Genomic DNA, 26,810 nt, shown 5'->3' on the forward strand with positions numbered 1-26,810 from the left:
CCTGATCTCCCTGATGCGGTCCCTGATGCGGTCCCGGTCCCGTTCAGCCGCCATGCCGTACGACCCCCTCCGTACGCGGACCGCCGGCGGAGGGCAGCCGCTGGGCGGCCTCCTCCCGCCAGTCGTCCGGCAGCAGATGGTCCAGTACGTCGTCGACGGTGACGGCGCCCAGCAGATGCCCGCCCTCGTCGACGACCGGTGCCGCCACGATGTTGTACGTGGCGAGATAGCTGCTGACCGCGGGCAGCGTGGTCTCCGGCGGCAGCGGCCGCAGATCCGTGTCGACGATCGAGGCGACGAGGGTGAACGGCGGGTCCCGCAGCAGCCGTTGGAAGTGGACGACGCCCAGATACTTGCCGGTGGGCGTCTCGTCGGGCGGGCGGCAGACGAAGACCTGCGCGGCCAGCGGTGCGGGCAGGTCGGCGTTGCGCACCCGCGCCAGCGCCAGGGCCACGGTGTCGTCGGGCTGGAGCACGATGGGCTCCGTGGTCATCATGTTCCCGGCCGTGCCCTCCTCGTAGGACAGCAACCGCCGTACGGGCGCCGCGTCCTGGGGCCGCATGAGCTGGAGCAGCCGCTCCTTGTCTCCCTCGGCGAGTTCGGAGAGCAGGTCGGCGGCGTCGTCCGGGTCCATGGCCTCCAGCACGTCGGCGGCGCGCTCGTCGGCCAGCTCGTCGAGGAGTTCGACCTGGTCGTCGGTGGGCAGCTCCTCCAGTACGTCGGCGAGCCGGTCGTCGTCGAGCGCCGCCGCGACCTCCATGCGGCGCTTCGGGGAGAGGTGGTGGACGGTGTTGGCGATGTCCGCGGGGCGCATGCGTTCGAAGGTGGACAGCAGCGTCGCGGCGCCCTGCTCCTTCTCCTCCAGTGAGAAGCCGGTCACGGCCGACCACTCGACGGTCAGCGTCTCGCCGCGACGCCGTAGCGCGCCGGTCTTGCCGCGGCGCCCGCGCCGTACGAAGACCTTGTCGATCTGCCAGTCGCGCCGCGACGGGAGCTGCTGGATGCCCACGTCGAGCACGGTGACCTGCTCACCGGTCTCCACCAGGGTCACCTGACGGTCCAGCAGCTCACCCAGTACGAGCGTCTCCGCGGGGCGCTGTTCGAAACGGCGCATGTTCACCACGCCGGTGGTGATGACCTGGCCCGACTCGACGCCCGTGACCCGCGTCATCGGCAGGAACACCCGCCGCCTGCTGACCACTTCGACGACGAGACCGAGCACGCTCGGCGGCCGTTCGCCGCGCGGGCGGTCGCCCGCCCCGGGGACGGGCTGGCCGCGCAGCATCACGACGACGTCGCGCACCCGGCCCACCTGGTCGCCGTTGGGATCGAACACGGCGATGCCCGACAGGTGCGAGACGAAGACCCGGGACGCGCCTGCGGCCATCGGTCGGGCCTCCTCGTACGTCCGCGCTTCGGTGCATACACACCCTTTGCCGCCTTCAGCCTAGCCTGGTCCCGCCTCGTCGGACCGTGCGCGATGGTCCGGACGGCTGCCGTCCGGACCCTGCCCGTGGCCCCGGTAGGGTGCGGTTCCCCGGCTCGATCTCCAGGAGGTTGCCGACGTGGTTGGACGCGCCCGCACAGGAGGAAGCACGGTCCTCAGGGGGGCCGTCTGCGTGGGACTCGGCATTGCACTGGCCGCTTGCGGGATGAGCGATCCCGACGAAGGCACCAACGGGGTCGGCAAGCTCTCCGCGGCCAAGATCGAGAAGAAGGCACGTACCGCCGCCGAGAGCGCCCGCTCGGTGAAGCTGTCCGGCTCCGTCGTCAGCAAGGGCCGTACGTACGAGCTGAACATGCACCTCAAGCGCGACGGAGCCATGGGCAAGGTCGCGGCGAAGGGCGGTTCGACGTTCTGGCTGCTGCGCGTCGGAAAGGAGCTGTTCCTCAAGGCCGACGCCGGTTTCTGGGCACGGCAGGGCAAGGGCGGCAAGCGGCCCTCCAAGTCCGACGTGCAGGCGGCGGGCAAGCTGGACGGCAAGTTCGTGAAGGTGCCCTCGGGCGACCCTGCGTACAGGCAGCTCAGCGGCTTCGCCGACATGCGTGTGCTGCTGGAGGGGCTGATGGTGCTGAGCGGCGAGCGGGAGACCGGCGACCGCGGCGAGGTCGGCGGCGTCAGGACGGTACGAGTACAGGCGGGCGGCGGCAGCGGCGGGATCGTCGACGTCTCGCTGCTCGGCACTCCGTATCCGCTGCGCATCGAGCGCGCGGGCGGCGCCGGCACCCTCGAACTCGACGACTGGAACAAGGACTTCGCGTTGAAGCCGCCGGCGAAGCAGCAGGTCGTGGACTACGGGAAGAAGATCTTCGCGGACAAGGGCTGAGCCCAGGCCTCGGGGCCCGGGCCCCGAGGCCTGGCGCTGTGAGGCCCGGCCGAGCGGTGCCGGTCTCCGCTGGATTACGCGCCGTGCTCGCGGCGCCTGCGGAAGAGGAGCCTCGGCAGGCCCGCCGGGATGCGGCGCCGGGTCGTCGCGGGCGTCGGCACGGGCACCGCCGCCTGCGGGTCGTCCGGCATCGCGCCCGGTTTCTGGAGGGGCGCGCCCGCGGGCTCCAGCCTCAGCACGCGGCACTCGCGTGCCCAGCGGTCCGCGATCGTGGTGAAGTCCGGGGCGTTGAGGCGCTTGCCGCGCAGCTCGCCTACGGTCGTCTCCCAGCGCCCGCCCCGCGGCTCCAACTCGGTTACGCGGGCGGGCCAGACCACCAGGCGGCCGCCCTTGTCCTTGCTGCGCACGCTGACGGTGGCGGTGCCGCCGTCCGTCAACCCCAGGTCGTCCAGGGGCTGTTCGAGCTCGCCGCCGCCGACGACGCACACGGCGCCGTCGTGCCATACATGCCACAGGGCACGGGAGGGGCCCTCGGGGCCGCGCACCCAGATGAGGCCGGACTTCTTGCTGGCCTCCTCGATGAGGGCCTGGTCGAGCAGCGTCATGTGCGCAGGCTACCGGGAGACGCCCGGCGGACAGGCGGTGACGTGCCTGCCTGTTGCCGCCGGACGTCAACGATCATCGTCAACCACGGGCGCAGATGTCGCCCTTCAGAGCCACCCGTTCCTCTTGAAGCCGCGGTAGATGGCGACACAGATGGTGACCGTGACGGCCATCACCGTCGGATAGCCGTATTTCCAGCCCAGTTCAGGCATGTACTTGAAGTTCATCCCGTAGATGCCCGCGATCATCGTCGGGACCGCGAAGATCGCCGCCCAGGACGTGATCTTGCGCATGTCCTCGTTCTGCGCGACGGTCGCCTGCGCGAGATTGGCCTGGAGGATGGAGTTGAGGAGGTCGTCGAAGCCCAGGACCTGCTCGTTGACCCGCGTCAAGTGGTCGGCCACATCGCGGAAGTACTTCTGGATCTCCGGGTCGATGACCTGCATCGGCCGCTCGCTCACGAGCTGCATCGGCCGCAGCAGCGGAGAGACGGCGCGCTTGAACTCCAGCACCTCGCGCTTGAGTTGGTAGATGCGGCCCGCGTCGCCGCCGCGCCGCGCGTTGCCCGTGGTGTTGGAGAAGACCTCGATCTCCACCTCGTCGATGTCGTCCTGCACCGCGTCGGCCACCGCGAGATAGCCGTCGACCGTCTGGTCGGCGATGGCGTGCAGCACCACCGACGGGCCCTTGGAGAGCAGTTCGGCGTCGTCCTCCATGCGGTGGCGCAGCGCGCGCAGCGAACCCTGGCCGCCGTGCCGCACCGTGATGATGTAGTCCCGGCCGGTGAAGCACATCACCTCGCCGGTCTCCACCACCTCGCTGGTGGCGGTCAGTTCGGCGTGCTCCACGTAGTGGATGGTCTTGAAGACGGTGAACACGCTGTCGTCGTAACGCTCCAGCTTCGGGCGCTGGTGTGCCTGCACCGCGTCCTCGACGGCCAGCGGGTGCAGTCCGTACTCCGTGGCGATTCCGGAGAACTCCCGCTCCGTCGGCTCGTGCAGTCCGATCCACACGAACTCCCGCCCGCCGCTTGCCCGTACGCGCCGCAGCGCCTCGTCGGGTGTCATGCGGGCGTCGACGCGCTGCCCGTCGCGGTAGACGGCGCAGTCCACGACTGCGGTGCCTTCCGCGGCGGTACGGGTGTTCTCGTACGGGTAAGCCGAGCGGCCCCCCTTGCGCAGGGACGGGCGGACGGCGGCGCGCAGGTCTTTGATCATCGACATGCTGGGCTCCTTGTCGGTGCCGTGGCGCGGCCCGGCCCAGCGCTGCCCGGAATGTGGACCTACGGTTCGTGGACGCGGTGTTCGGCGGCCGGAGGTCTGCAAAGCGGGTACCGCTCGGTGCCGGTCGCGACGGCGTTCATCGGTTCGCTGTCGGACGGGGTGGAGCGAAGCTCTGCGCTCTTCCGACTCTCTGCGCCCTGTTGGAACCCGCGGAGAACAGCCCGGAAAAAGCTTCCCCCGGCGAGGTTTCACTGTCGAAACCTGTGGGGAGTAGGGCGCTCAGGAGCGGGGACGCGGCCTTGCGACGGAAGAGCAGTTGGTACTGCACGGTCGACTCGGATCCATGTCAGTCCCACCTCCTCCGGCCGGTCCCCTGCGGGGGACGATTCGCATGCCTGACCAGCAGCCAACGGTAACACCGGTCAGGCGGTGCCGTGTCCGTTCGTGCCGTCAGGCGCATCTCTTTGCCTCCTCCTTACGTGATTTCCCACGCCTTTCCTTGAGAGATGCCTCGTGCTGCTCGCGCGGTTCCTCGCCGCCCCGGGGCCGATACCGGCCGATACGCGCCGATCTATGCTCGCGTCATGGCTGACGTATCGGAACTGGTGGAGGCGCGCCTGCGTTCGGCGCTGGGCGAGCCGGACGCACGGGCCTCGGTGACGTTCCTCGGCACCGAACGCATCGAGGTGCTGCGCTTCGTCGACGCCGGCGGGGACAACGGGGGCGGCGTCAACGGCGAAGGCAGCGGCGACGGCAGCGGCAGCGGTGCCGTCGTGCGGTACGCCACGCTCGGAATGTCCGCCGCTCCGATGACCGATCCCGCCGCCGCCCTCGCCGACCCCGGCCGCGGCCCGCGTGCCGAACTGCTGCTGTCCGTAAGGGCGGGAGCCGCGGAGACCGACAAGGTGCTGCGTCCACTGGCCGTGCTCGCGGCCTCCCCGCAGGTCGAAGGCGTCGTCGTCGCGCCGGGCGCCTCGCTGGACGTAGGCGAGCCGCTGTGGCCCGGCGCGCCCTTCACGTCCGTACTCGTGGCCGAACCGGGCGGTCTCGTCGAGGACTTGGAGCTGGACGCCCTGCTGGAACCGGTGCGTTTTCTGCCACTGCTGCCGATGACGCCCAACGAGGCGGCATGGAAGCGGGCACACGGCGCCGAGGCCCTTCAGGAGCGCTGGCTGCGGCACGGCACCGACCTGCGCGACCCGCTGCGCCGGGCGGTGCCCCTGGATGACTGAGCGACGGGCCTGCCGGTGGCCGGAGCGAGGTGATCGTCCTTGACGCGGGAGCCACCGGGGAGCACCGTTGTTCAGCATGAGGGGCGAACCCAGTTGCCCGAAGTGCGGTGGACGGGTACGGGCGCCCGGACTCTTCGCCGATACCTGGCAGTGCGATCTGCACGGGACGGTGCACCCGTTGCAGCCCGTCGTTCCCCCCAGCGTCGAAGCTCTCGCCGTGGCCGTCGGCCGTACGAAGGTGCCCGTGTGGATGCCGTGGCCGCTGCCCGTCGGGTGGCTCTTCTCCGGGGTGGCCTGCGCGGGCGACGACCGCAGCGGCGGACGTGCCACGGCTGTGGCGTGCTCGGGACCCGGGCCGCTCGGCGGGCCGGGTGAACTCATCCTGGTCGCCGAGGAGTTGGGCGTCGGCCTGGGTGCGCGCTACGCGGGCGTCGACGGCCCCGACCCCGGCCCGGGCATGCGCGTCGACCAGCCGCCGCCGGTGAAGGTGCTGGCCGCGGGGCGCCCGACACCGCTGTGGCATGTGGCGGGCTCCGCCAGCGACCGTGCCGTCTTCGCGGGCGAGGCGCGGGGGCTGTGGCTGTGGGCGATCGTCTGGCCCGAGCAGTCGGGGCTGCTGATGTACGACGAACTGGTGCTCACGGATCTGCGTGACGCCGGGGCCGAAGTCGATCTGCTGCCGTGCGGGACGCTGTCGCCGCGCATCATCTCGCCCTGAGCGCGCCGGGCCCCGGGCATACGGGACGGGCCTCGGCCTCTTGGTGCCTCGGCCCGCTCCCGGCCGTGCGCCCTCGCCTCCGGGGCCGCCGGCGGGCGCGGCTATCCTGGGGGCACCGCCTCCGTACGCCCTCGGCCGCAGATGGGGTCTTCCTCGTGCGCATCGACCTGCACACCCACTCCACAGCCTCCGACGGCACGGACACCCCCGCCGAACTCGTAAGGGGAGCGGCAGCGGCGGGCCTCGACGTCGTCGCGCTGACCGACCACGACACGGTCTCCGGGCACGACGAGGCCGCACGGGCCCTGCCCCCGGGCCTGACGCTGGTGACCGGCGCCGAACTCTCCTGCCGCCTCGACGGCGTGAGCCTGCACATGCTGGCCTACCTCTTCGACCCGTCCGAGCCCGAACTCGCCCGCGAGCGCGAACTCGTACGCGACGACCGCGTCCCACGCGCCCGCGCCATGGTGGCCAAGCTGCGCGAACTGGGCGTCCCCGTGACCTGGGAACGGGTGGCGGAGATCGCAGGCGACGGAGCCGTGGGCCGCCCGCACATCGCCACCGCCATGGTCGAGGCGGGCGTCGTACCGACCGTCTCGGACGCCTTCACCACCGAGTGGATCGCGAACGACGGCAGGGCGTACGCGGAGAAGCACGAACTCGACCCGTTCGACGCGCTGCGCCTCATCAAGGGCGCGGGGGGAGTCGCCGTCTTCGCGCACCCGCTCGCCGCCAAACGCGGCCAGTGCGTACCGGAGAGTGCGATCGCCGACCTGGCGGCGGCGGGCCTCGACGGCATCGAGGCCGACCACATGGACCACGAACCGGCGACCCGCGCCCGGCTGCACGGCATCGCCGACGACCTCGGGCTCCTCGCCACCGGCTCCAGCGACTACCACGGCAGCCGCAAGAGCTGCCGACTCGGGGAGCACACCACCGATCCGGGGGTCTACGAGCAGATCGTGGCGCGTGCCTCCGGCGCCGCTCCCGTCACATCGGAGGCGTACGGCGATGACCCGGCGGTCCCGGGGCGTCAGGGCACCGGGACAGGTTCTGTCACCGGCTGAGGCCGCCGGACCAGAAGGACACCAGCGCGCGGGCGGTCTCCTCCGGACGCTCGGCGTTGGGCGAGTGCCCCGCCCCGGCCACGACGGTACGGACGGCACCGAGCCGCACGGCCGTCTCGTCCAGCAGCGGCACTGGCCACGCGTAGTCGACCGAGCCCGAGATCACATTCACGGGCAGCGGCTCAGGAAGCGCGGCGAGTGCGTCGGCCAGTTCGTCGATCCGGTCCGGCTCGGCGATCAACTGATGTGCGGTGGCGGACAGTTGCTCCGGTACGTGCGCCATGAAGCGCCGGTGCAGGAACTCGGCGACCTCCGGCGGGGTCTCCTCGTCCGCCGCCTCCACCGGGTCCAGCTCGCGCATCGCCTGCCAGATCTCCTCCATCTCCATCACGCCCAGCGCACCCAGCAGCATCTTCAGCCGCCGCTGCTGCGCGGCGGAGACGGCCCCGGGGCCGCTGCTCATGAGGGTGAGGGACGCGAAGGGCGAGGCGTCCAGCAGCACGGCGGCCCTGGCGATCAGGCCGCCGAGGGAGTGCCCCAGCAGATGTACGCGCTCGGCGGGGGATTCGCCTCCGGCGGCGTCCTCCCGTAGCCCGTCTGCCTCTTCCCGCAGCGCCGCCGTGACGGCGAGCAGGTCACGCGCCAGCTCGGGCTGCGCGTACGCGGACTCATCGCGCGGCCCGTCCGTCTCGTGCTGGCCGCGCCCGTCGACGGCCACGACCCGGTAGCCGCCCGCGGCCAGCGGGCCGAGCAGCGCGATGAAGTCCTCCTTGCTGCCGGTGAATCCGGGCAGCAGCAGCGCCGTGCCCGCCGTGGGCTCGCCCGCTTCGTGAACGGCGAACTCACCGCGTGCGGTGGGCAGTCGGCGGGCGCGGACCGTGGGCGGCAGCCCGAGGAACGGCGGCTTGCTCATGCGAGGACGCTACCGCTACGTACGGCCCTTGGCAGCGGGGCGTCGGGCGCCGCCGCGCACGAGGCGAGGCCCGGCCCGCTCTCAGTCGTGGGCCGGGCCTCGCCTCATACGGGCCTGGTGTCCGCTGGGCCCGCCGCTACGGAACCTCGGACGCCGGAATTCCGGGAGATGCCGGGGTTCCGGGCGCCGGCGGGTCAGCTCTCGGGGCTCGCTTGCGGCTGCTGCCCGGCCTTCGCACCGGCGGTGCTTCCGCTGCGGGTGCGGCGACGGCGCCGCGGCTTGCCGCCCTCTCCGTCCGACGCGTCGCGCTGCGTGCCTGCCGCCGTGGCCGTGGCGGTCGCGCCGCCCGAGCCACCGGATGCGGCGCCCGACTCGGAGACCGCCTTGGCGCCATGGCCGTTGCCGCCCCCGCGGGTACGGCGCCTGCGGCGCGGCTTGCGGGCCCCGCCGTCCTCGCCGGAGTCCGCCGGGGTCACCGGTGCGCCACCGGCCGAGCCGGTTCCCGCAGCCGTACCGGTCGCGTCCGTACGGGCCGAGTCCGTGCTCGCCGCCGCGGAACCCTCGTCGCCGACCGGTCGCCCGTTGCGCATGCGCCGCCGCTGCCGGGGCGGACGTGCGCGCCGCTGCGGTGCCTCCGGCTCGCCGTCGGTGTCAGCGCCCCGGGCGCCGCGTCCGCCACGTCCACGCGGACCGCGGCCCGTCTCGCCCAGGTCCTCGACCTGCTCGGCCGAGAGCCCCGCGCGGGTGCGCTCGCCGCGCGGCAGCACGCCCTTGGTGCCCTCGGGGATGCCGAGCGCCTCGTAGAGATGCGGGGAGGTGGAGTAGGTCTCCTCCGGGTCCGGAAGACCCAGTTCCAGCGCCTTGTCGATGAGCTGCCAGCGCGGGATGTCGTCCCAGTCGACGAGCGTCACGGCCGTACCGGAGGCGCCTGCGCGTCCCGTGCGCCCGATGCGGTGCAGATACGTCTTCTCGTCCTCGGGCGTCTGGTAGTTGATGACGTGCGTGACGTTGTCGACGTCGATGCCGCGCGCCGCCACGTCCGTGCACACCAGGACGTTGACCTTGCCGTTGCGGAAGGCGCGCAGCGCCTGCTCACGTGCGCCCTGGCCCAGGTCGCCGTGGACGGCGCCCGCGGCGAAGCCACGACGGCTGAGCTGGTCCGCGACGTCCGCCGCGGTCCGCTTAGTACGGCAGAAGATCATCGCCAGATCGCAGCCCTCGGCCTGGAGGATGCGGGCGACCATCTCCTGCTTGTCGAGGGAGTGGGCACGGAAGGCGTGCTGTGTGGTGTTCGCCACGGTCTGCCCGGCGTCGTCCGGCTCGGAGGCGCGGATGTGCGTGGGCCTGTTCATGTAGCGCCGGGCCAGGGAGATGACCTGGCCCGGCATCGTCGCGGAGAACAGCATGGTCTGCCGTTTCACCGGCAGCATCTGGATGATCTTCTCGACGTCGGGCAGGAAGCCCAGGTCGAGCATCTCGTCGGCCTCGTCCAGAACGAGCGAACGCACGTCGGAGAGGCGGAGCTTCTTCTGGCCCGCCAGGTCGAGCAGCCGCCCGGGAGTGCCGACGACGACGTCGACGCCCTTCTTCAGCGACTCGATCTGCGGCTCGTAGGCCCGGCCGCCGTAGATGGACAGGACCCGTACGTTACGGACCTTGCCCGCCGTCAGCAGGTCGTTCGTGACCTGCTGGCACAGCTCACGGGTCGGTACGACCACGAGAGCCTGCGGGGAGTCGGTGAGCATCTCCGGCTCGGCCCTGCCGGACTCGACGTCGGCGGGAACGGTGACGGACTCCAGCAGCGGAAGGCCGAAGCCCAGGGTCTTGCCAGTGCCGGTCTTGGCCTGGCCGATGACGTCGCCGCCGGTGAGGGCGACGGGGAGCGTCATCTCCTGGATGGGAAAGGGCGTGCTGATGCCTACGGCTTCTAGTGCTTCGGCGGTCTCGGAAAGGATTCCGAGTTCGCGGAAAGTCGTGGTGGTCAGGATGCTGGCCTCTTCTGTGTGACGCGCGATGAGGCGGCGAGGAGGGTCGTACCGCATACCGGGGGCGGCGCCTTGCCGGCCCGCCGGTCTGTGCGGGACCACTGGCTCTCGCTCAAGCGCTCTTCACGCGAGCGGTCCCTCTTGTCGCGGGACGTGTGGGGAACACGCGCCACGCGCGGAGGGCTGTCGGGGTCGGAGCCGATCGGTCCTCCGACCGGGCATCCGCAGTCTTTCGTGCATCGTCCCGCCGTACGGCGGGAGCCAATATCACTGTACCCCGGATCCGCGCATGTGTACCGGGGCGATCGTTGTGTACGAGTTCACTGTGGGCCGCGAGCCCGGAACCAGGGGCTTACCGGGCTGTTGACGCGGGCTATCGTGCTCGGCATGGAGACCAATGGGAAGACCCCCGAGGCTGTGCATACAGGGATCGCCACCCAGGACTGGGCGGAGGCGTCCGCCGACCCGACGTACCGGGCGGCCGTGGTGGATCTGCTGGGTGCGCTGGCCTACGGGGAGCTTGCCGCCTTCGAACGGCTGGCGGAGGACGCGAAGCTCGCGCCGACGCTCGCCGACAAGGCCCAGCTCGCGTCGATGGCGTCCGCCGAGTTCCAGCACTTCGCGCAGCTACGGGACCGGCTGTCGGTGATCGACGCCGAGCCGACCGAGGCGATGCAGCCCTTCGCCGCGGCCCTGGACGAGTTCCACCGGCAGACCGCACCCTCCGACTGGCTCGAAGGCCTGATCAAGGCGTACGTCGGCGACTCGATCGCCGCGGACTTCTACCGTGAGGTGGCCGTACGTCTGGACTCCGACACGCGTGCGCTGGTGCTGGGAGTACTCGACGACAGCGGGCACTCCAGCTTCGCGGTGGAGAAGGTACGCGCCGCCATCGAGGCGGACCCGAGGGTCGGCGGAAGGCTGGCGCTCTGGGCGCGGAGGCTGATGGGGGAGGCGCTCTCGCAGGCGCAGCGCGTGGTCGCGGACCGCGACGCGCTCTCGACGATGCTGGTGGGCGGGATGGCCGACGGCTTCGATCTGGCGGAGGTGGGCCGGATGTTCTCCCGCATCACGGAGGCGCACACCAAGCGGATGGCGGCGCTGGGGCTGGCGGCCTGAGCGACGCCTCAGCGACGCCTCAGCAACGAGGCCGCGCCGCAGGGCCGCAGGGCCGGAGGGTCAGAGGGGCCGGGATTCTCTGAGTGCGGTAAGCGGAGCCTTCCGGACCGACGCTCGAAAGGGCGACGAACGCGGACGGGCGGGCCTTGACCGGCACCGCCCGCTCCCGTTCACGGCCGTACCGCCGAGGCCGTGGCCCGCTGGCGCCTCTCGGAGCCGCGGCACCGCCAGGAGGCACCGCTCAGAGCTGCGGCGGGCTGGCCATCTCAGGGCCCCCGAGGCGCTGCGGAGGCCGTACGTTCTCCACGAGCAGCAGTGAGAGGATCGCCACACTCACGGCCGCGGCGACCGCGAGGGTCACCAGCACATGACCGCCACCGAGGACGATGTGGCAGATCAGCCCGCCCAGCAGGGCGGCGGCGGGCCCGGTGGCGAGAACGAGGGAACGGCTGGGGAGTCGCTCGGGAAGCCGCCGGACTGCCGCGTAGGCGATGGCGAGTCCCAGGGCCGTGGCGCCGAGTGCCTCCCAGATCATGGGACCTCCTCGTGTCGGACGGCGGCCGGTCGGCCGCCGTGCAGTTCGAGTCGCTCCCGTACTCCCCGTGCGGCCCGTACGCGAAACGGCGGCTCCCCGAAAGATTCGGGAAGCCGCCGCAATGCCGGACGTATCCGTCGCGCGGGCCGTCAGATGGTGCCGAAACCCACCTTGCGGCCGCTGTGTTCGGCGATCTCGACGTAGGCGACGCGGTCCGCCGGTACGAGGATCTTGCGACCGTGCTCGTCCTCAAGGTTGAGCACGTTCGAGCCGCCGTCGGCCAGTGCGGCCGACACCGCGCTCTCCACTTCTTCGGGAGACTGCTTGCTCTCGAAGACGATCTCGCGGGGCGCGTGCTGCACGCCGATCTTGACCTCCACGGCTATGTCCCTCCGAACGGTCAGTTGATTACGCGGTCAGCCGCGCTGTACGGAGCACACATTAGCCCGACGGCGGCCCGCACCGGGGCCCGCCTCCGCACGCCCGCAGCGAACAGGAACCGGGCCCTCGCATCGTCGCGAGGACCCGGCGGTAGGGCGTCCGTATGTGAAGCCGTCATCGGATGCCGGCGGTGGACGGGGTCACTGCATGGGGAAGCCGGCGATGCCGCGCCACGAGAGCGACGAGATCAGCTTCGCGGCGGCGTCCCTGGGGATGGGCCGCCCCGAGCCCAGCCAGTAGCGCGCGGTGATCTGCGCCATTCCGCACAGGCCCACCGCGAGCAGCATCGACTGGTCGCGCGAGAGCTTGGTGTCCTCGGCGATGACGTCGCTCACGGCCTCGGCGCACTCCAGGCTCACCCTGTCCACCCGGTCGCGGACGGCGGGCTCGTTGGTGAGGTCCGACTCGAAGACGAGACGGAAGGCACCGCCCTCGTCCTCGACGTAGGCGAAGTAGGCGTCCATGGTCGCCGCGACCCGCTGCTTGTTGTCCGTCGTGGACGCGAGTGCCGCGCGTACCGCTTCGAGAAGGGACTCGCAGTGCTGGTCGAGCAGCGCCAGATAGAGGTCCAGTTTTCCTGGGAAGTGCTGGTAGAGCACGGGTTTGCTGACGCCCGCCCGGTCGGCGATGTCGTCCATTGCCGCCGCGTGGTAGCCCTGCGCGACGAAGACCTCCTGTGCTGCTCCCAGCAGTTGGTTGCGTCGGGCCCGGCGCGGCAGGCGCGTACCGCGAGGGCGCGCCTCGGTTTGCTCGATGGCTGTCACGCCGCCTCCCTGATCAGTCTGTGTGCGCTGTGCGCGCTGCGCCCCGCCATCGTACTTTTCGGTAACTGGACTGTGCCTGCCGCGGGCCGAATATTTCAGCTCGGAGCCGAGGCAACGGGCGCTTTATCGGTACTCGTCCTCGTTCAGTTCGACCACGCGTGCCTGCTCGGCCGCGTCCGCGGGGTCGACCTCCATGTCCTCGCGGCCGGTGATCGGCATCTCCCGCTGGCGGAGCAGATCGGCGTGCTGTTCGGCGGCGTCCTCAGGCGGAGCTTCGAATCCGGTCGGTTCCTCGTCCGGCTCCTCCTCGTAGGTGTCCTCGTAGTCCTCGGGGTCGGTCGGATCAACAGACATGCTCGCTCCCCTTTCCAGGAAGGACGCCTCCTATTCGAGGCTACGTCGTGAGCTGGGCGAGAGCGTGACCGCGAACACCGGTTGGGCCGTGTGATCGTCTCGTAATATTGCGCCATGTCGTCGACCGATCAACCCGGTGTGCGGCCCGGTGTGCCAGGCGTCTCCGAGGCGGCGCAGGCCGTTCCCCCGGCCGCTGATCCTCCCGTACACGAAGGCGAGGAGCTTCGCACCGTCTCCCTCCCCGGTCTGACACTGAACGTGCGCTCGCGGCCACCGGAGCGTACGGGAGTGCCGCCGGCGGTGTACGTGCACGGGCTCGGCGGCTCCTCTCTCAACTGGTCGGCGCTCATGCGGGAGCTCAGCGCCGACGTCGACAGCGAGGCCGTCGACCTGCCGGGCTTCGGGCTGTCACCGCCGCCCGACGACGGCGACTACTCGGTCTCGGCGCACGCCCGCGCGGTGCTGCGCCACATAGAGGCCTCCGGACGTGCCCCCGTACATCTGCTGGGGAACTCCCTGGGCGGCGCCGTGGCGACGCGCGTGGCGGCGCTGCGCCCCGACCTCGTACGCACGCTGACGCTGGTCTCGCCCGCGCTGCCCGAACTGCCGCCGCAGCGCACGGCGCTGCCGACCGCGCTGCTCGCGGTGCCCGGGGTGGCCGGGCTGTTCGGGAAGCTCACAAGGGACTGGTCGGCGGAGCGGCGCACCCGGGAGGTTCTCGCACTGTGCTACGGCGACCCGGGGCGCGTGTCACCTGGGGGATTCGCGGCGGCGGTCGCGGAGTTCGAACGCAGGCTGCGCCTGCCGTACTTCTGGGATTCCCTCGCACGTTCCGCACGCGGCATCGTCGACGCCTACACTCTGGGCGGTCAGCATTCGTTGTGGCGGCAAGCGGAGCGCGTGCTCGCACCGACGCTGCTGGTGTACGGCGGGCGTGACCAGCTCGTGAGCTTCCGGATGGCGCGACGTGCCGCTGCCGTCTTCCGGGACAACCGGATGCTGGCGCTGCCCGAGGCAGGGCACGTCGCGATGATGGAGTATCCGGAGATCGTCGCGTGTGCATTCCGTGAACTGCTCGTGGACACAGCTCGGTTGACGGGTGACGCCGAGGTGGGCGAGGCTTCGCCCCCGAGGCCCGTACCCCCGGAAGGTGACTAGTGGGACGTCATAGCCGCAAGGGGCGCGCAAAGGCCGGCCATCCGTCGGAACGCGCGACGCCGCGCGGTGAGGCCCCGCCTTCTTACGGCACGGCTGAGCCCGCCACCGCCGACCCCGGTGCGACCGCTTCCCCGCCTGCTTACGGAGCCCCGGATCACGGGACGTCCGGGTACGGCCCTCCGGGCCACGGGATCACGGACTACGGGACCTCTGGTTACGGGGTCTCGGAGCGGCGAGAGGACTCCTCGGGCGCGGGCTCGCCCTGGTCCTCCCGTGAGGGATACGCCAGCGCCCGTGAGACATACGGCGCTTCACGCGACGCACATGGCAACGGCTACGGCCGCGGGCCCGCCGTGCGCGGCGGACACCCCGAGCACCGGGAACCGGGCGGCGGCTGGGGCGCGGGCGCCTCGCGGCGCGGACCGGAGGGCGGCGAGGTCGCCGGGCGGGTGCTCCAGGGCACGCCCGGCGGTGCGTTCGGCGCGGGTCGGCGCCCCGGGCCGCGGCAGGAGTACGTGGAGGCGTTCGACGACGACGTCTTCGGCAAGGGCTTCCCCGGCAAGGGGTACTCCGGCAATCGCTACCCCGGCAGGGACCACCCCGGCGGGGACTATTCCGGCGGGGACTATTCCGGCGACGAGACCACGGCCGGTGCCGCCGACGGGGCGGCTGCGGGGACCGGTGCCGTACGGGCTCCGTCGCCGCGCCAGCCGGACGCCGCGCCCGTATCCGCGCCGCCCATCTCGGAGCCTTTGCACGTAGGGCGTCCGCTGCCCGACCCCGGGCCGCCGCCGGTACGCCGCCATGAGGACCGCGGGCCCCGAACTCCCGGGCAGTGGAACGGATTCGACCGTGCCGCCGCCTTCCCCCGTACCGGCTCCGGCGAGGACGGTCCGCGGCGGCGGAACATGAGCGAAGCGGGCGCGGGCCTGGCTCCGGGCCGCGCTCCGGAACGTGCGCCCGCCGGTGGCGAACCGCCGCGTGCGCCCGCCATCCGCGTAGCGCCCTCGGAGAAGAGCCCGAGCAACATGGGCCGTGCCTTCACCGGGGTGCTGGCGGTGGCGGTCACGACCGTGATCGCGTTCGTCGTGGCGACTCAGATCACCAGCGGCGGTACGCCCGGCAACGACCGCGCGGACGACGACGCGGGCGCCGGGCGCGGACTGGCCGCGGAGGGCCCGGCGTCCCGTTCGGACAAAGGCCGGGGCTCGCCGGGCGAAACGCTGGTGGCGCCCACGTACGAGGAGAAGCTGAGCAAGACCTACGCCCTGGACTCGGACTTCAAGGGCAAGGGCGACTTCGAGACCGTGTCCGGCACCGACGATGGCGCGGGCGGCGACGACGTCATGCGCTACCGCGTGGACGTCGAGAAGGGACTCCCTCTGGAATCCGGCCTCTTCGCGAAGGCCGTGCAGAGGACGCTGAACGACAAGCGCAGTTGGGCGCACGGCGGGGAGCGCAGCTTCGAGCGGATCTCGAAGGGGAAGGCCGACTTCGTCGTCACGCTGGCCAGTTCGCCGACGACGGACGTGTGGTGTGCGAAGTCCGGGCTGGACACCAGCGAGGACAAGGTCTCCTGCGACTCGGCATCCACCGACCGCATCATGATCAACGCCTATAGGTGGGCGCAGGGTTCGAAGACCTTCGGGGACGACCGGATGCTCGCCTACCGGCAGATGCTCATCAACCACGAGGTGGGGCACAGGCTCGGACGCGACCATGTCGGCTGCTCCAAGGACGGCGCGATCGCGCCCGTGATGATGCAGCAGACCAAGTCGCTGACGACGGACGGGGCGAAGTGCCGCCCCAACCCCTGGCCGTACCCGAAGAGTTAGCCCGTCCCCGAAGACCAGTCCGTACCCGAAGACCGGCCCGTACCCGAAGCATCGGCGGAGGCCGCCCGGCAGGGCCGGATCCAGCCGCTCGGGACGCCCGCCCGACTCGGGCCGTAGCGCGTCCACTTGGGCCGTCTCGTCGGCCCCCTTGAACGGCGGAACGTTCAACTAGGCCGAAAGTCACGGGCATTCACCCCTTTTGGTGGTGCGACGGACAACCGTCCACCTTGTGTGAAACACGCGCATAGCGTCTTCCGCGTCACGCCATCGGTCCGTACGGCCGGTGGCCCACTCGGAGAACGGGTCGGGGGTGGTGCGCCGATGCGCATCGCATTGCTCACGGAGGGTGGCTATCCGTATGCGCGCGGCGAGTCGGTCGTCTGGTGCGACCGGCTGCTGCGGGGTCTCGGCGGGCACGAGTTCGAGGTGTACGCGCTCAGCCGCAGCGCGCGGCAGGCAGCCGGCGCCAGGTGCGAACTGCCCGCCAACGTGGGCCTGTTGCGCACGGCGCCCTTGTGGGACGCCGACGGGGCCCGAGTCCCGGGCGAGGCGTGGACCGGCGCTACGGGCCCGTACGGACGGCGTGAGAGGCGGCGCTTCGAGGAGTGCTTCGCGGAGCTGGCCGCGGCCGTCTGCGGCGGAGGGCAGGGCGACGCCCGGGGCGGTGGCCGTGGCGGTGCCCGTTGGGGCGATGCGGCAGGCCGCCAACGGGGCGCGCGGCGGGGAGAGTCGAAGCCGTCGTCGGAGGTGCGCCCGCCGTCCGGCGGGGAGCTGGCGGACCGTTTCGCCATCGGGCTCTACGGCCTGGCCGATCTGGTACGCGACTGCGGACGCGGACTGGGCGCGATGCTCCGCTCCGAATCGGCCGTCCGCATCCTCCAGTCCGCCTGCCGGGCACCGGGCGCGGTGCGCGCCGTCCAGTCCGCACAGGTCGCCGATCTGCTCGCGGTCGCGGAGCGGCTGGAGCGGGCACTGCGACCGCTGTCGCTGGACTGGTACGGCGATGACGCGGGCGAAGGGCAACGGGCAGCGGCCGGCGGCTTCGGCGCATCCCGTGACTTGGGTGCGGGCGGCGGACTGGCGGACGTGGACCTGTGCCACGCCGTCGGCGCCGGTCCCGCGGCGCTACCCGGACTGCTGGCGAAGCGATTCTTCGGTACGCCCCTGCTGATCACCGAGTACGGAGTGCGGGTGCGCGAGCACTATCTCGCCAGCGCCGCCGCAGCGGTCGCCCCGGAGGACGCCGTGCCACCGGCCGCCGCCGGAGCACCCGTACGGGCGCTACTCGCCTCGTTCCAGGGGCAGTTGGCACATGAGGCGTACAACGGCGCCCAGCTCGTCACGCCGGGGAACACCCATGCCCGGCGCTGGCAGGAGCGCTGCGGCGCACCGTCGGCGAAGCTGCGCACGGTCTATCCGGGCATGGACGCCGCGCCGTTCGCGGAGCTGGGCGAGCGGGCGGGCGCCGGTTCGGGGGCCCGCGGCGACGGGGACAGCGGCGGCGCGGGCGGGGACGGCGCGACGCTCGTCTGGGCGGGCCGCGTCGAGCCCGGCAAGGACCTGATCGGGCTGCTGCACGCCTTCGCCGAGGTCCGGCGGGCCGTGCCATGCGCACGGCTGCGCATCGTGGCCACCGCAGGAGGGCGCGGGCCCGGGGCCGGTGAGTATGAGTCGCGGTGCCGGGCGCTGGCGGCACAGCTCTTCCCCGACGAGGCCGCCGACTCGGTCGCCGTCGGAGAGAACCCCGTGTCCTTCGAGGAGCTGGGGGACCCGTCCGTGCCGACGATCGCCGAAGCGTACGGGGCGGGGTGCGTCGTGGTGCTCTCCAGTTCGGTCGAAGGCTTCCCCGTGACGCTCGTCGAGGCGATGTTCAGCGGGCGGGCCACCGTCTCCACGGACGTGGGCGCGGTGTGCGAGGTGATCGGCGGTACGGGGCTGGTGGTACCGGCCCGCAATCCCCGTGCGCTGGCGGACAGTTGCGTCGCGCTGCTGCGTGATCCGGCGAGACGTGAGCGTCTCGGAGCGGCGGCGCGTGCGCGTGCGCTCGAACTCTTCACCGTCGAACAGAACGTCGCGGCGTTCCGCACGGTCTATCTGGAGCTGATGTCGCGCTGGCCCGTCGGGGCGTGCGGTGCGACGGCCGCCGGCGGGGGCGGCGACGGCCGCGCCGTTCGGGAGGAGGCGCGTCCGCTGCCCTTCGCGAGACCGCCGGAGTCGCATGTGCCGGGACGCTGGGCCGGGGGCCGTGGCGGCGGAGGCGTGGTCCGTGCGAGCGGTGCCGGGGGTCCGCTGCCTGTCGGCGCATTCACGGGCGCTACAGCTCCTACGGCCACTGCGGCCATGGCCGCTGCGGCGATGACCACCGTTGCTTCGGCCGCGAATGCTTCGGCCGCAAAGGCTACGGAACCTGACGCGGCTACGGCCACGGTCGCCCGACAGGCGCCCGGCGCCGGTCCGTTGGCGCACTGCGCGGTGCCCGGCCGTACGGCGGCCTTCCACGTCGCGCATGCCGGTCGTGAACACCCGGAGGTGAGGGCAGATGAGTGGTCATAGACCTCGGGCCGGTACCGGGAACGGCGCTGCGGCCGGAAACGGGCCTGGCGCCGCGCCCCGTACGACGCCCGGCAAAGGCTCCGAGAGCGCGTCCCAGGTTTCCGCGTCCCAGGGCTCCGCGTCCCCCGGTTCTGCGTCTTCGGGTACTGCGTCCGTGGGCGCCGCGCTGCGGGCACCGGTGGGGCCGTAGCTGCGGCCCGCGTAAACCGGCGCCCGCAGACCCCTGGGACACCCGCTCCAGGGCGCTGCTCGACGGTGCGGCGCCGAGGCCCGCGCGGGCGAAGCAGGGGCGTGGACGGACACCGTCCTCCGGCCGGCCTGCCGATCCCGTGAGGGAGTTGATGCACCGCCACCGTGAGCTGTGCGAACACGCCGTCGACCCACTGGAGATCGCCGCGGCGCTGGAGACGGACGGGGTCACCGACCGGGTCGCCGCGCGTTTCCGGCACCGGGACGTCTTCTCCCTGGCGGAGGAGTTGTTCGCACGCGCACCGCAGGCGGAGGACCGGTCCTGTGCCCTGCCTGCGGCGGCAGCCGCGTCCGGCCGGTCCGCGATTCCCGCCCCGTCCGCCTCACCCACCCCACCCGCCGAGTGGCCCAGGTCGGCCAGGTCGGCCAGGTCGGCCAGGTCGGCCGAGTCCGCCAGGTTCGCCTCGTCCGAGGCCGGGCGTACCGCTCCGCGTGTGCTGCTGCCGCTGCTCGCGGTGCTGCCGGGCGTGCTCGCCGCGGCGGCGGTCGCCGTCCTCACACCGGCGGCTACGGGCCCGCCCCGGGGATCGGGCGCCGTCGAGGCCGCCGCGGTCGCGACGGCCGTCGGTCTCGCATGTGCCGTGGTGGCGGCCGTGTGGTGTGCCCGCTGGTTCGGAGTACGGGCGCGGCGGCGGCTCCGACACAGCCGCAGCCTGGGCGAGTTCGGAGCCGGGGCGCGGTCGCTGCTGACGGCGGCGGTGGTGATGTTCGCCGGTGCGCTGACGGGGCTTCATCTCGCCGTACGAGGGGCGGCGGCGCTCTCCGGTGTACGTGACCGGGGAGGCGGAGGTTCCGGCGGTCCGCTCATCGGGGGCTTGGTGTCCGGCAGTTCGCTGACCGTGGCTTCGCCGACCGGCGCTTCGACGGCCGGTGGTGTGCCGTCGCCGGTGGCGGCGCCTTCGGTGGTCGCGCTCGGACTGCTGCTCTTCGTGGCGCTGCTGCTCGCGGCACACGGTTTCGGCAGGGTCGCCGCAGTGGGGCTCGTGGCCGCGTGCGCGCTCCAGGCATGCGCCGCCTTCGCCGTCCGAGTCCCGTCCGCCGCGGCGCCCGCGGTCCAAGTCCCGCCTGCCGTCGCCTCCGTAGCGGCGTACGGTCTCGCGGCACTGTTGCTGCTGGCGTGTGCGTACCGCCTGCTCGGCAGAGCCTCCTCGCACCGTCCGCGGAGCGTCGCCGCCAAGGCGAAACCCCCTTGCGCGCAGGCGGCGCGTGGGCCCCGCGGTCGCCGGGCGTACGGCGTGCGTCGCGAGCACGGTGTGCACCCCGGGCACTGCGGCTGCGAACCGTACGGGCTCCGTGAGCCCTGCGAGAGCTGCGGCGGGCCGCCCGGACCCGCCCTCTGACGCCCGGCCCCGCCTCCGGCAACGGACAAGGGCCCCGCAGCAGTCCGTAAGCCCCCGCGGCGGTCGGACCCCAACGCCTCCCACGACACCCGTAGTTCACGGCCCCCCGCAACCCCCGCAACCCCCGCAACAGAGCCCGCGTGACGGGCCCCGCCGAGGGCCCGCCGCGCGACCCGCAGAACGACAAGGAGCAACACGAGATGATCAGTGCACGGCCGCCGTACCGCATGTCCGGACAGGGGGACATGCGATGAGGGTGCTTCTGCTCGGTGCCGGCGGCTACCTCGGCCGTTTCGTCGCCGACCGGCTGCTGGCGGACCCCGCCGTACAGCTCACGGCCCTGGGCCGCAACGACGACGCCGACGTCCGCTTCGACCTGTCCACGGGCAGCCCCGGTGCGCTGACCCGCTTCCTGGACGCGGTGCACCCGGGCGTCGTCATCAACTGCGCGGGCGCCACCCGTGGCGGCGCACGCGAACTGACGCGGCACAACACCGTCTCCACGGCGACCGTGTGCGAGTCGCTGCGCCGCAGCGGCTGCGGCGCGCGGCTGGTGCACATCGGTTGCGCCGCGGAGTACGGGCCCTCCACGTCCGGTTCGTCGATCGGGGAGACCGCCGCGCCGCGCCCCGGCGGCCCCTACGGCGTGAGCAAGCTCGCCGCGACCGAGCTGGTGCTCGCGTCGGGCCTGGACGCCGTGGTGCTGCGGGTGTTCTCGCCCGCGGGGCCCGGCACTCCGGCCGGTTCGCCGCTGGGGCGGCTGGCGGAGGGGATGCGCCGCGCGATGCAGCTCGGCGAGAGCGAGTTGAGGCTCGGAGGGCTCAGCGTGCAGCGGGACTTCGTCGACGTACGGGACATCGCGCGTGCCGTGCACGCGGCTTCGCTGTCGGCGGCGCAGGGAGTCGTCAACATCGGTACGGGCAGGGCCGTACGGCTGCGTGACGCGGCGGGTGCGCTGGCACGGGTCGCCGGGTTCTCCGGCCCGGTGCACGAGGCGGAGCCCGGCGCGGGGGAGCGGACGGGCACGGGCGCGAGCGCGTCCGCGGGCCCGTCGACGCATCCCTATCCGGACGGCTGCGGCCAATGGCAGCAGGCGGACGTGCGTACCGCACGCGACCGGCTCGGCTGGCGTCCCCGCATCGGGCTCGAGGAGTCGCTGGCCGACATCTGGATGGAGGCCGCATGCCGCATCTGACGACTCCCGGCGGTGTGGTGCGAGCGCCCGCCGGGTCCACCGGAGGAACGGGCTTCGGCGTCCCGGGCTGGGCGCATCCGATGCTGGCGCCCGTCGAGTGGGCCGTGCTGGCACAGCCGGGACTGCCCGTGCACTGGGCGGTGCTGGACGTGGCGCGCGGACCCGGCGCAAGGCCCGACCCGTACTGCGTGGCGGCGGTGGCCACGCTGCGCGAGTCGGGCGTGACGGTGCTGGGCCATCTCGCGATGCGGGACGGCGCACGGTCGTTCGGCGAGCTGGTGTCGGACGCCCACCGCTTCCTCGACTGGTACGGCGTCGACGGCTTCTATCTCGCCGACTGCCCGTCGGGGCGCGTGGATCTGTCGGAGACGGCGCGGACGGTGACGACGCTGCGGGCACTGTGCGTTCAGCAGCGCCGCTACCAGCACCGGCACCGCGTCATCGCGGGCCGCTCCGTCGGGGGCGGCTCCGTTGCCGGACGGGGCGCGCCGCGGGGCGTCGACGAGCCGGTCCGCTGCCCGGAGGGAAGGGACCCGGCGGCGGGGCCCCACCCGCTGCTCGTCTTCGGGCACGGCACCCATCCGCATCCCGGATACGCGGATCTCGCGGACCAGTTGGTGACGTTCTCCGGGGGCTGGACGGCCTACCGCTGGTCGCAGGCCGCCGACTGGACGGCCGACCATCCGCCGGAGCGCTTCTGCCACCTGGTGCACGGCGTACCGCGCATGCACATCGACGAGGCGCTGAGGGTCGCGCGCTGGCAGGGCGCGGGCACCGTCTGGTTCACCGACAGGACGGACAGGGAGGGCCAGAACCCGTGGGAGGCGCTGCCCGGCTACTGGGACGAGCTCGTCTCGCGTCTCGGACCGGGTGTCTCGGAATGAGACCGTGCGTGGCAGTGTTACGGGAGAGCAACCGTACGTTCCACCGACCAACGGAGTCCCCGTGTCGCTGCCACCCCTGGTCGAGCCGGCTCCCGAGCTCACCGTCGACGAGGTCCGCAGGTACTCGCGCCACCTGATCATCCCCGACGTCGGGATGGACGGGCAGAAGCGGCTGAAGAACGCCAAGGTGCTCTGCGTCGGAGCGGGCGGCCTCGGGTCGCCCGCCCTGATGTACCTGGCCGCCGCGGGCGTGGGCACGCTGGGCATCGTGGAGTTCGACGAGGTCGACGAATCGAACTTGCAGCGCCAGATCATCCACAGTCAGTCGGACATCGGGCGTTCCAAGGCCGAGTCCGCGAAGGACACGGTGCTGGGCATCAACCCCCACACCACCGTGAACATCCACGAGGAGCGCCTCGACTCCTCCAACGTGATGGACATCTTCGCCCCGTACGACCTCGTCATCGACGGTACGGACAACTTCGCGACCCGCTACCTCGTCAACGACGCCTGCGTGCTGCTGAACAAGCCGTACGTCTGGGGCTCGATCTACCGCTTTGACGGCCAGGCGTCGGTCTTCTGGAGCGAGCACGGCCCCTGCTACCGCTGCCTGTACCCGGAGCCCCCGCCGCCCGGCATGGTGCCGAGCTGCGCCGAGGGCGGTGTGCTGGGCGTGCTGTGCGCGTCGATCGGCTCGATCCAGGTGAACGAGGCGATCAAGGTGATCGCGGGCATCGGCGAGCCGCTGGTCGGCCGCCTGATGATCTACGACGCCCTGGAGATGAGCTACCGGCAGGTCAAGGTCCGCAAGGACCCGGACTGCGCGGTGTGCGGCGAGAACGCGACCGTGACCGAACTCATCGACTACGAGGCGTTCTGCGGCGTGGTCTCCGACGAGGCGCAGGAGGCCGCGGCCGGGTCGACCATCACTCCCAAGCAGCTCAAGGAGTGGATGGACGACGGCGAGTCCATCGACGTCATCGACGTGCGCGAGCCCAACGAGTACGAGATCGTCTCGATCCCTGGCGCGAGGCTCGTACCGAAGAACGACTTCCTGATGGGCAGCGCGCTTCAGGACCTTCCGCAGGACAAGAAGATCGTCTTGCATTGCAAGACGGGTGTCCGTTCCGCGGAAGTCTTGGCCGTGCTGAAGGACGCGGGCTTCTCCGACGCCGTGCACGTCGGCGGCGGAGTCATCGGCTGGGTCAACCAGATCGAGCCGGACAAGCCGGTGTACTGAACCGGCGTACCGAACTCGCCTTCCGCGTACGCCCGTCGGCGGTCCGTCCGCCGGCGGGCGCACGCGTCAGATCGCGCCCTTGCGCGTGAGATGCGTGAACGACAGCCAGCCGGGGCCCACCGGCAGCCACAGCGTCAGCAGCCTGAACAGCAGCACCGCCGGTGTCGCGATCTCCTTCGGCACCCCGAAGGTGATGAGCCCGGCGATCAGTGCCGCCTCCACCGCGCCGAGACCGCCGGGCGTGGGCGCCGCCGAACCCAGCGCGTTGCCCGCGAGGAAGACGACGGCGATGCTCGCGTAGCTCGCGTCGTGTCCGAAGGCCCGTACACAGGCGTCCAGGCACATCACGAACAGCAGCGTCATCAGCAGCATCCCGCCGATGCCCGTCACCAGCTTCCGAGGGCGCTGCACCACGTCCAGCATCCGGGGCACGACGCCGGCGAAGAGCGAACGCAGCCGGTTGGAGACGAAGCGGCGCAGCGCGGGCACGGCCGTGACGATCAGCACCAGCACCGCCGCGGCGAGCAGTCCCGCGATGACGCCGCGCGAGGGCGACAGCGTCGGCGTGTGCTCGGTGCCGGTGAGATAGCCGAAGACCAGCAGCAGCGTCACATGGCTGCCGAGGCCGAAGAGCTGGGAGGCGCCGACGCTGGCGACCGCGTGCCCGGGGCGTACCCCGGCGCGTTGCAGGAAGCGGGCGTTGAGCGCGACACCGCCGACGGCCGCCGGTGCGACCAGCTTCACGAAGGAGCCCGCGACCTGGGCGACGACGGTACGGGGGAAGGGCACCTTCTCCGGTACGAAGCCCAGCAGCGCCATCGCCGCCGCGAAGTACGTACACGCGGAGAAGACCGCTGCGCCGCCCACCCAGGCCCAGTTGGCCTCTCCGACGACCTGGCCGAAGTGGACCTGCGTCAGTTGCGACAGCAGGAAGTACGCGGCGAGCGCACCCGCGATGAACGTGACCAGCGTGCGCGGCTTGACCCTCTCCAGACGGGCGGGCTCTATCGGCGCCTGCGGCCTGATCAGCAGCACCTGCTTGCGGATCTGCGCCAGCAGGTCCTCCTCGCGGGCCTCCTCAAGCGCGTCGTCGATGGCGCGCTTCTCCGCGTTCTTCTCCGCCCGCAGCGACTTGCGGTCCGTCTTGTGCGCCGCCGCGTGCGTCCCGGAGCCGCCGGTGAGGGCGTGGCCCTTGGCGTCCTTGCCCTCCTTGCCCGCGCGTGAGGCCTGGATGACGGCGTCGCGTTCGCGCTGGGCGCGCTCCTTGGCGAGCCTGCGCAGCGTGTGACGCGTACGGCGGCTGAGGGCGATGGGCTGGAGCAGCGGCAGGCTGTCGGCGACGGCGTCGGGGCCGAGCACGTCGACGGCGGCGGCCACCGCCCGCTCCGCGCCCACGCGCAGCCCGAACGTGGTCATCAACTGCGCGATGTCCATGCGCAGTACGACGTCTCCGGCGGCGATCTCACCGGTGCGCATGTCCGTCAGATAGACCGTGCCGGAGCCGTCGACCAGGATCGCGTCGCCGACGAGGCGCCGGTGGGTGATGCGGCGCGACTGAAGCGCCTCGACCTGGCGCCACACGGCACGCATCAGGGTGTCGGTGATCTCCTCGTCCGAGAGGGAGTCGAGGGTACGGGCGTCGATGTGCTCGTAGACGAGCATCACCGCGTCCGGGCCGAGTTCCGAAGTGGCGATGAGGCGAGGCGCGTTGGCGCCCGCGGCGATGGCGGCGTAGGCGAGCAGCGCCTCCTGCTCCAGGGCCTGGCGCAGCGACTGGAGGCTGCGGTTCTGGATGATGCCGCGCAGGGTCAGGCGCCTCCACACCCGGTAGAAGAAGCCGTGGGCCTGCTGTTCGCGGTCGACGACGGTCACGTCGATCGGCGGGCCGTCCTCCAGCGTCACGAGATAGCGGCGTCCCTGGTCGCCGGGCTCGTTCGCCTCGGGACCCTCGGCTTCCTCGACGCGCTTGGCGCCCACCGGGTTGAAGCCCACGCGCCGCAGGCCCGCAAGCAGCGTCTGCCCGGTGGGGCGCACGTTCGGGGTGCCGACGGCGTAGAGGGTCCCGTAGGCGACGGACCAGCCGATGAGCACCGTGACGATGATCGAGAACAGGGTGGAGTAGCCGGGGAAGAGGATCGCGAACGCGTTGAGCACCAGCACCGCCCACAGCAGCACCCGCCAGCGCGGCCTGCGCGCCATGCCCACGGCCGTCATATAGGCGATGACGGGGGCGAGATAGCTGTGCACGGGGGTCGTGAGATCGGTGTCGGTGATCTGCTTCGTCAACGCGTCGCGCACCGAGTCCGGCGCCGCCTGCGCCACCCACAGGTCGACGGCGAGCGAGGCGCCGTGCGCCAGTACGGCCGCGAGCACGCCGTCGGCGATGCGCAGCCCGTCCCGTTTGATCAGCCGCTCGATCGCGAACGCGACGGGCACGAGCAGGATGACGATGCTGGACGTCAGCCCCGTGATGCTCAGCAGCAGCGGCGGCGCCTGCTGGGTGCCCTTGTCGATGTCCTGTTCAAGGCCCGCGGTGGTGCCGTGCGCGAAGTTGGCGATGACCAGTACGACGGTGATGGCCAGCAGGCCCAGGCCCAGTCGGAGCAGGTCGGAGGGGCGGTGGACGCGGGCGGGCAGCAGCGGCTCGTCGCTCTCCACGGCGTCGGACGGTTCGGGTTCGTCGGGTGCGCCGTGCGCCCCGGTGGCGTCGGAGGCGCGGTCCGCGTCCTTGTGCCGTCCGCCGCCGCGTCCGTGTCCGCGTCCGTGGTGCTTCGCGGGGTGGTGGCCGTCGGGCCGGTCGTGGCCCTCGCGTGCGCGCTCGTCGCGTGAGGCGTCCGTCTCCGGTGAACCGTCCGCGTCCCGTGAACCGTCCGTCTTCCGCGAACCGTCCCCGTCCCGCGGCCCGTTGGCGCCCGCACGTCTCCTGGTGCCGCGCGGCTCGTGGCGCCGCTGGCCCGCGGCGCCCTTGTCCGTACGGCCGTGGGCAGCGTCACGGGCGGCGCCGCCCCTGTCCGTGGCGGGCCGTTCACCTTGCCTTCGGCCGGCTGCCGCCGGCCCGTCCTGGTCCCGTATCAC

At 72.1% G+C, this 26,810-nt stretch carries 22 protein-coding genes; 12 read left to right on the top strand and 10 right to left on the bottom strand.

What is annotated here, in order from left to right; translation table 11 throughout:
- Positions 1-43: 43 nt before the first annotated feature.
- Positions 44-1,387, bottom strand: coding sequence for a magnesium transporter MgtE N-terminal domain-containing protein (locus MMA15_RS19020; protein ID WP_241061349.1), 1,344 nt, complete (start codon positions 1,385-1,387; stop codon positions 44-46).
- Positions 1,388-1,652: 265 nt separating this feature from the next.
- On the opposite strand from MMA15_RS19020, the gene MMA15_RS19025 reads away from it, so the two are divergent.
- Entirely contained in the window at positions 1,653-2,327 is a 675-nt protein-coding gene (locus MMA15_RS19025) for a hypothetical protein (protein ID WP_241061351.1), read from the top strand.
- Positions 2,328-2,401: 74 nt separating this feature from the next.
- On the opposite strand, the gene MMA15_RS19030 is transcribed toward MMA15_RS19025, so the two are convergent.
- Complete coding sequence (locus MMA15_RS19030; protein ID WP_241061353.1) at positions 2,402-2,932, bottom strand: hypothetical protein; 531 nt, start codon at positions 2,930-2,932, stop codon at positions 2,402-2,404.
- Between the two features lie 105 nt (positions 2,933-3,037).
- The gene (locus MMA15_RS19035) at positions 3,038-4,153 is read right to left on the bottom strand and encodes a magnesium and cobalt transport protein CorA (RefSeq protein WP_241061355.1); all 1,116 of its coding nucleotides are present in this window, start codon (positions 4,151-4,153) and stop codon (positions 3,038-3,040) included.
- Between the two features lie 584 nt (positions 4,154-4,737).
- Between MMA15_RS19035 and MMA15_RS19040 the strand changes: the two genes are divergently transcribed.
- The 3 genes from MMA15_RS19040 (at position 4,738) to MMA15_RS19050 (ending at position 7,170) form a co-directional block, all read left to right on the top strand.
- Complete coding sequence (locus MMA15_RS19040; RefSeq protein WP_241061357.1) at positions 4,738-5,385, top strand: suppressor of fused domain protein; 648 nt, start codon at positions 4,738-4,740, stop codon at positions 5,383-5,385.
- Between the two features lie 76 nt (positions 5,386-5,461).
- Positions 5,462-6,103, top strand: coding sequence for a DUF6758 family protein (locus MMA15_RS19045; RefSeq protein ID WP_241061359.1), 642 nt, complete (start codon positions 5,462-5,464; stop codon positions 6,101-6,103).
- A 155-nt stretch (positions 6,104-6,258) separates the two neighbouring features.
- The gene (locus tag MMA15_RS19050) at positions 6,259-7,170 is read left to right on the top strand and encodes a PHP domain-containing protein (protein WP_241061361.1); all 912 of its coding nucleotides are present in this window, start codon (positions 6,259-6,261) and stop codon (positions 7,168-7,170) included.
- Here MMA15_RS19050 and MMA15_RS19055 read toward each other — a convergent pair.
- Positions 7,160-8,083, bottom strand: coding sequence for an alpha/beta fold hydrolase (locus MMA15_RS19055; protein ID WP_241061362.1), 924 nt, complete (start codon positions 8,081-8,083; stop codon positions 7,160-7,162). The two genes, MMA15_RS19050 and MMA15_RS19055, sit on opposite strands and share 11 nt — an antisense overlap.
- A gap of 194 nt (positions 8,084-8,277) precedes the next feature.
- The gene (locus tag MMA15_RS19060; RefSeq protein ID WP_241061364.1) at positions 8,278-10,125 is read right to left on the bottom strand and encodes a DEAD/DEAH box helicase; all 1,848 of its coding nucleotides are present in this window, start codon (positions 10,123-10,125) and stop codon (positions 8,278-8,280) included.
- Positions 10,126-10,455: 330 nt separating this feature from the next.
- On the opposite strand from MMA15_RS19060, the gene MMA15_RS19065 reads away from it, so the two are divergent.
- Entirely contained in the window at positions 10,456-11,187 is a 732-nt protein-coding gene (locus MMA15_RS19065; protein ID WP_241061366.1) for a ferritin-like fold-containing protein, read from the top strand.
- A gap of 241 nt (positions 11,188-11,428) precedes the next feature.
- On the opposite strand, the gene MMA15_RS19070 is transcribed toward MMA15_RS19065, so the two are convergent.
- The 4 genes from MMA15_RS19070 to MMA15_RS19085 all read right to left on the bottom strand — a co-directional run bounded on the left by MMA15_RS19070 (position 11,429) and on the right by MMA15_RS19085 (position 13,281).
- Positions 11,429-11,722 (bottom strand): hypothetical protein, encoded by a 294-nt coding sequence (locus tag MMA15_RS19070; protein ID WP_241061367.1) that lies wholly within the window; start codon positions 11,720-11,722, stop codon positions 11,429-11,431.
- Positions 11,723-11,871: 149 nt separating this feature from the next.
- Positions 11,872-12,102: a DUF3107 domain-containing protein gene (locus MMA15_RS19075; RefSeq protein ID WP_241061368.1), complete on the bottom strand. Its 231-nt coding sequence runs from the start codon at positions 12,100-12,102 to the stop codon at positions 11,872-11,874.
- A 201-nt stretch (positions 12,103-12,303) separates the two neighbouring features.
- The gene (locus MMA15_RS19080) at positions 12,304-12,927 is read right to left on the bottom strand and encodes a TetR/AcrR family transcriptional regulator (protein ID WP_111600785.1); all 624 of its coding nucleotides are present in this window, start codon (positions 12,925-12,927) and stop codon (positions 12,304-12,306) included.
- A gap of 123 nt (positions 12,928-13,050) precedes the next feature.
- The gene (locus MMA15_RS19085) at positions 13,051-13,281 is read right to left on the bottom strand and encodes a hypothetical protein (protein WP_241061369.1); all 231 of its coding nucleotides are present in this window, start codon (positions 13,279-13,281) and stop codon (positions 13,051-13,053) included.
- A 114-nt stretch (positions 13,282-13,395) separates the two neighbouring features.
- Here MMA15_RS19085 and MMA15_RS19090 point away from each other — a divergent pair, with 114 nt between their 5' ends.
- The 7 genes from MMA15_RS19090 (at position 13,396) to moeZ (ending at position 23,735) form a co-directional block, all read left to right on the top strand.
- Entirely contained in the window at positions 13,396-14,439 is a 1,044-nt protein-coding gene (locus MMA15_RS19090) for an alpha/beta fold hydrolase (protein ID WP_241061370.1), read from the top strand.
- Positions 14,440-14,792: 353 nt separating this feature from the next.
- Positions 14,793-16,274: a DUF3152 domain-containing protein gene (locus MMA15_RS28270; protein ID WP_241061371.1), complete on the top strand. Its 1,482-nt coding sequence runs from the start codon at positions 14,793-14,795 to the stop codon at positions 16,272-16,274.
- A 321-nt stretch (positions 16,275-16,595) separates the two neighbouring features.
- Positions 16,596-18,827, top strand: coding sequence for a DUF3492 domain-containing protein (locus MMA15_RS19100; protein WP_241061372.1), 2,232 nt, complete (start codon positions 16,596-16,598; stop codon positions 18,825-18,827).
- A gap of 341 nt (positions 18,828-19,168) precedes the next feature.
- The gene (locus tag MMA15_RS19105; RefSeq protein WP_241061373.1) at positions 19,169-20,416 is read left to right on the top strand and encodes a hypothetical protein; all 1,248 of its coding nucleotides are present in this window, start codon (positions 19,169-19,171) and stop codon (positions 20,414-20,416) included.
- A 250-nt stretch (positions 20,417-20,666) separates the two neighbouring features.
- The gene (locus tag MMA15_RS19110) at positions 20,667-21,611 is read left to right on the top strand and encodes an NAD-dependent epimerase/dehydratase family protein (protein ID WP_241061374.1); all 945 of its coding nucleotides are present in this window, start codon (positions 20,667-20,669) and stop codon (positions 21,609-21,611) included.
- Positions 21,599-22,495, top strand: coding sequence for a spherulation-specific family 4 protein (locus tag MMA15_RS19115; RefSeq protein WP_241061375.1), 897 nt, complete (start codon positions 21,599-21,601; stop codon positions 22,493-22,495). Before MMA15_RS19110 ends, MMA15_RS19115 begins: the two co-directional genes overlap by 13 nt.
- Positions 22,496-22,556: 61 nt before the next feature.
- A complete protein-coding gene (gene moeZ, locus MMA15_RS19120; RefSeq protein ID WP_241061376.1) occupies positions 22,557-23,735 on the top strand; it encodes an adenylyltransferase/sulfurtransferase MoeZ in 1,179 nt (392 codons plus the stop codon).
- A 66-nt stretch (positions 23,736-23,801) separates the two neighbouring features.
- Here the strand turns inward: moeZ and MMA15_RS19125 are convergent, their stop codons facing one another.
- Complete coding sequence (locus MMA15_RS19125) at positions 23,802-26,810, bottom strand: flippase-like domain-containing protein (RefSeq protein WP_241061377.1); 3,009 nt, start codon at positions 26,808-26,810, stop codon at positions 23,802-23,804.

The organism is Streptomyces marispadix, from assembly GCF_022524345.1.
GTDB lineage: Bacteria > Actinomycetota > Actinomycetes > Streptomycetales > Streptomycetaceae > Streptomyces > Streptomyces marispadix.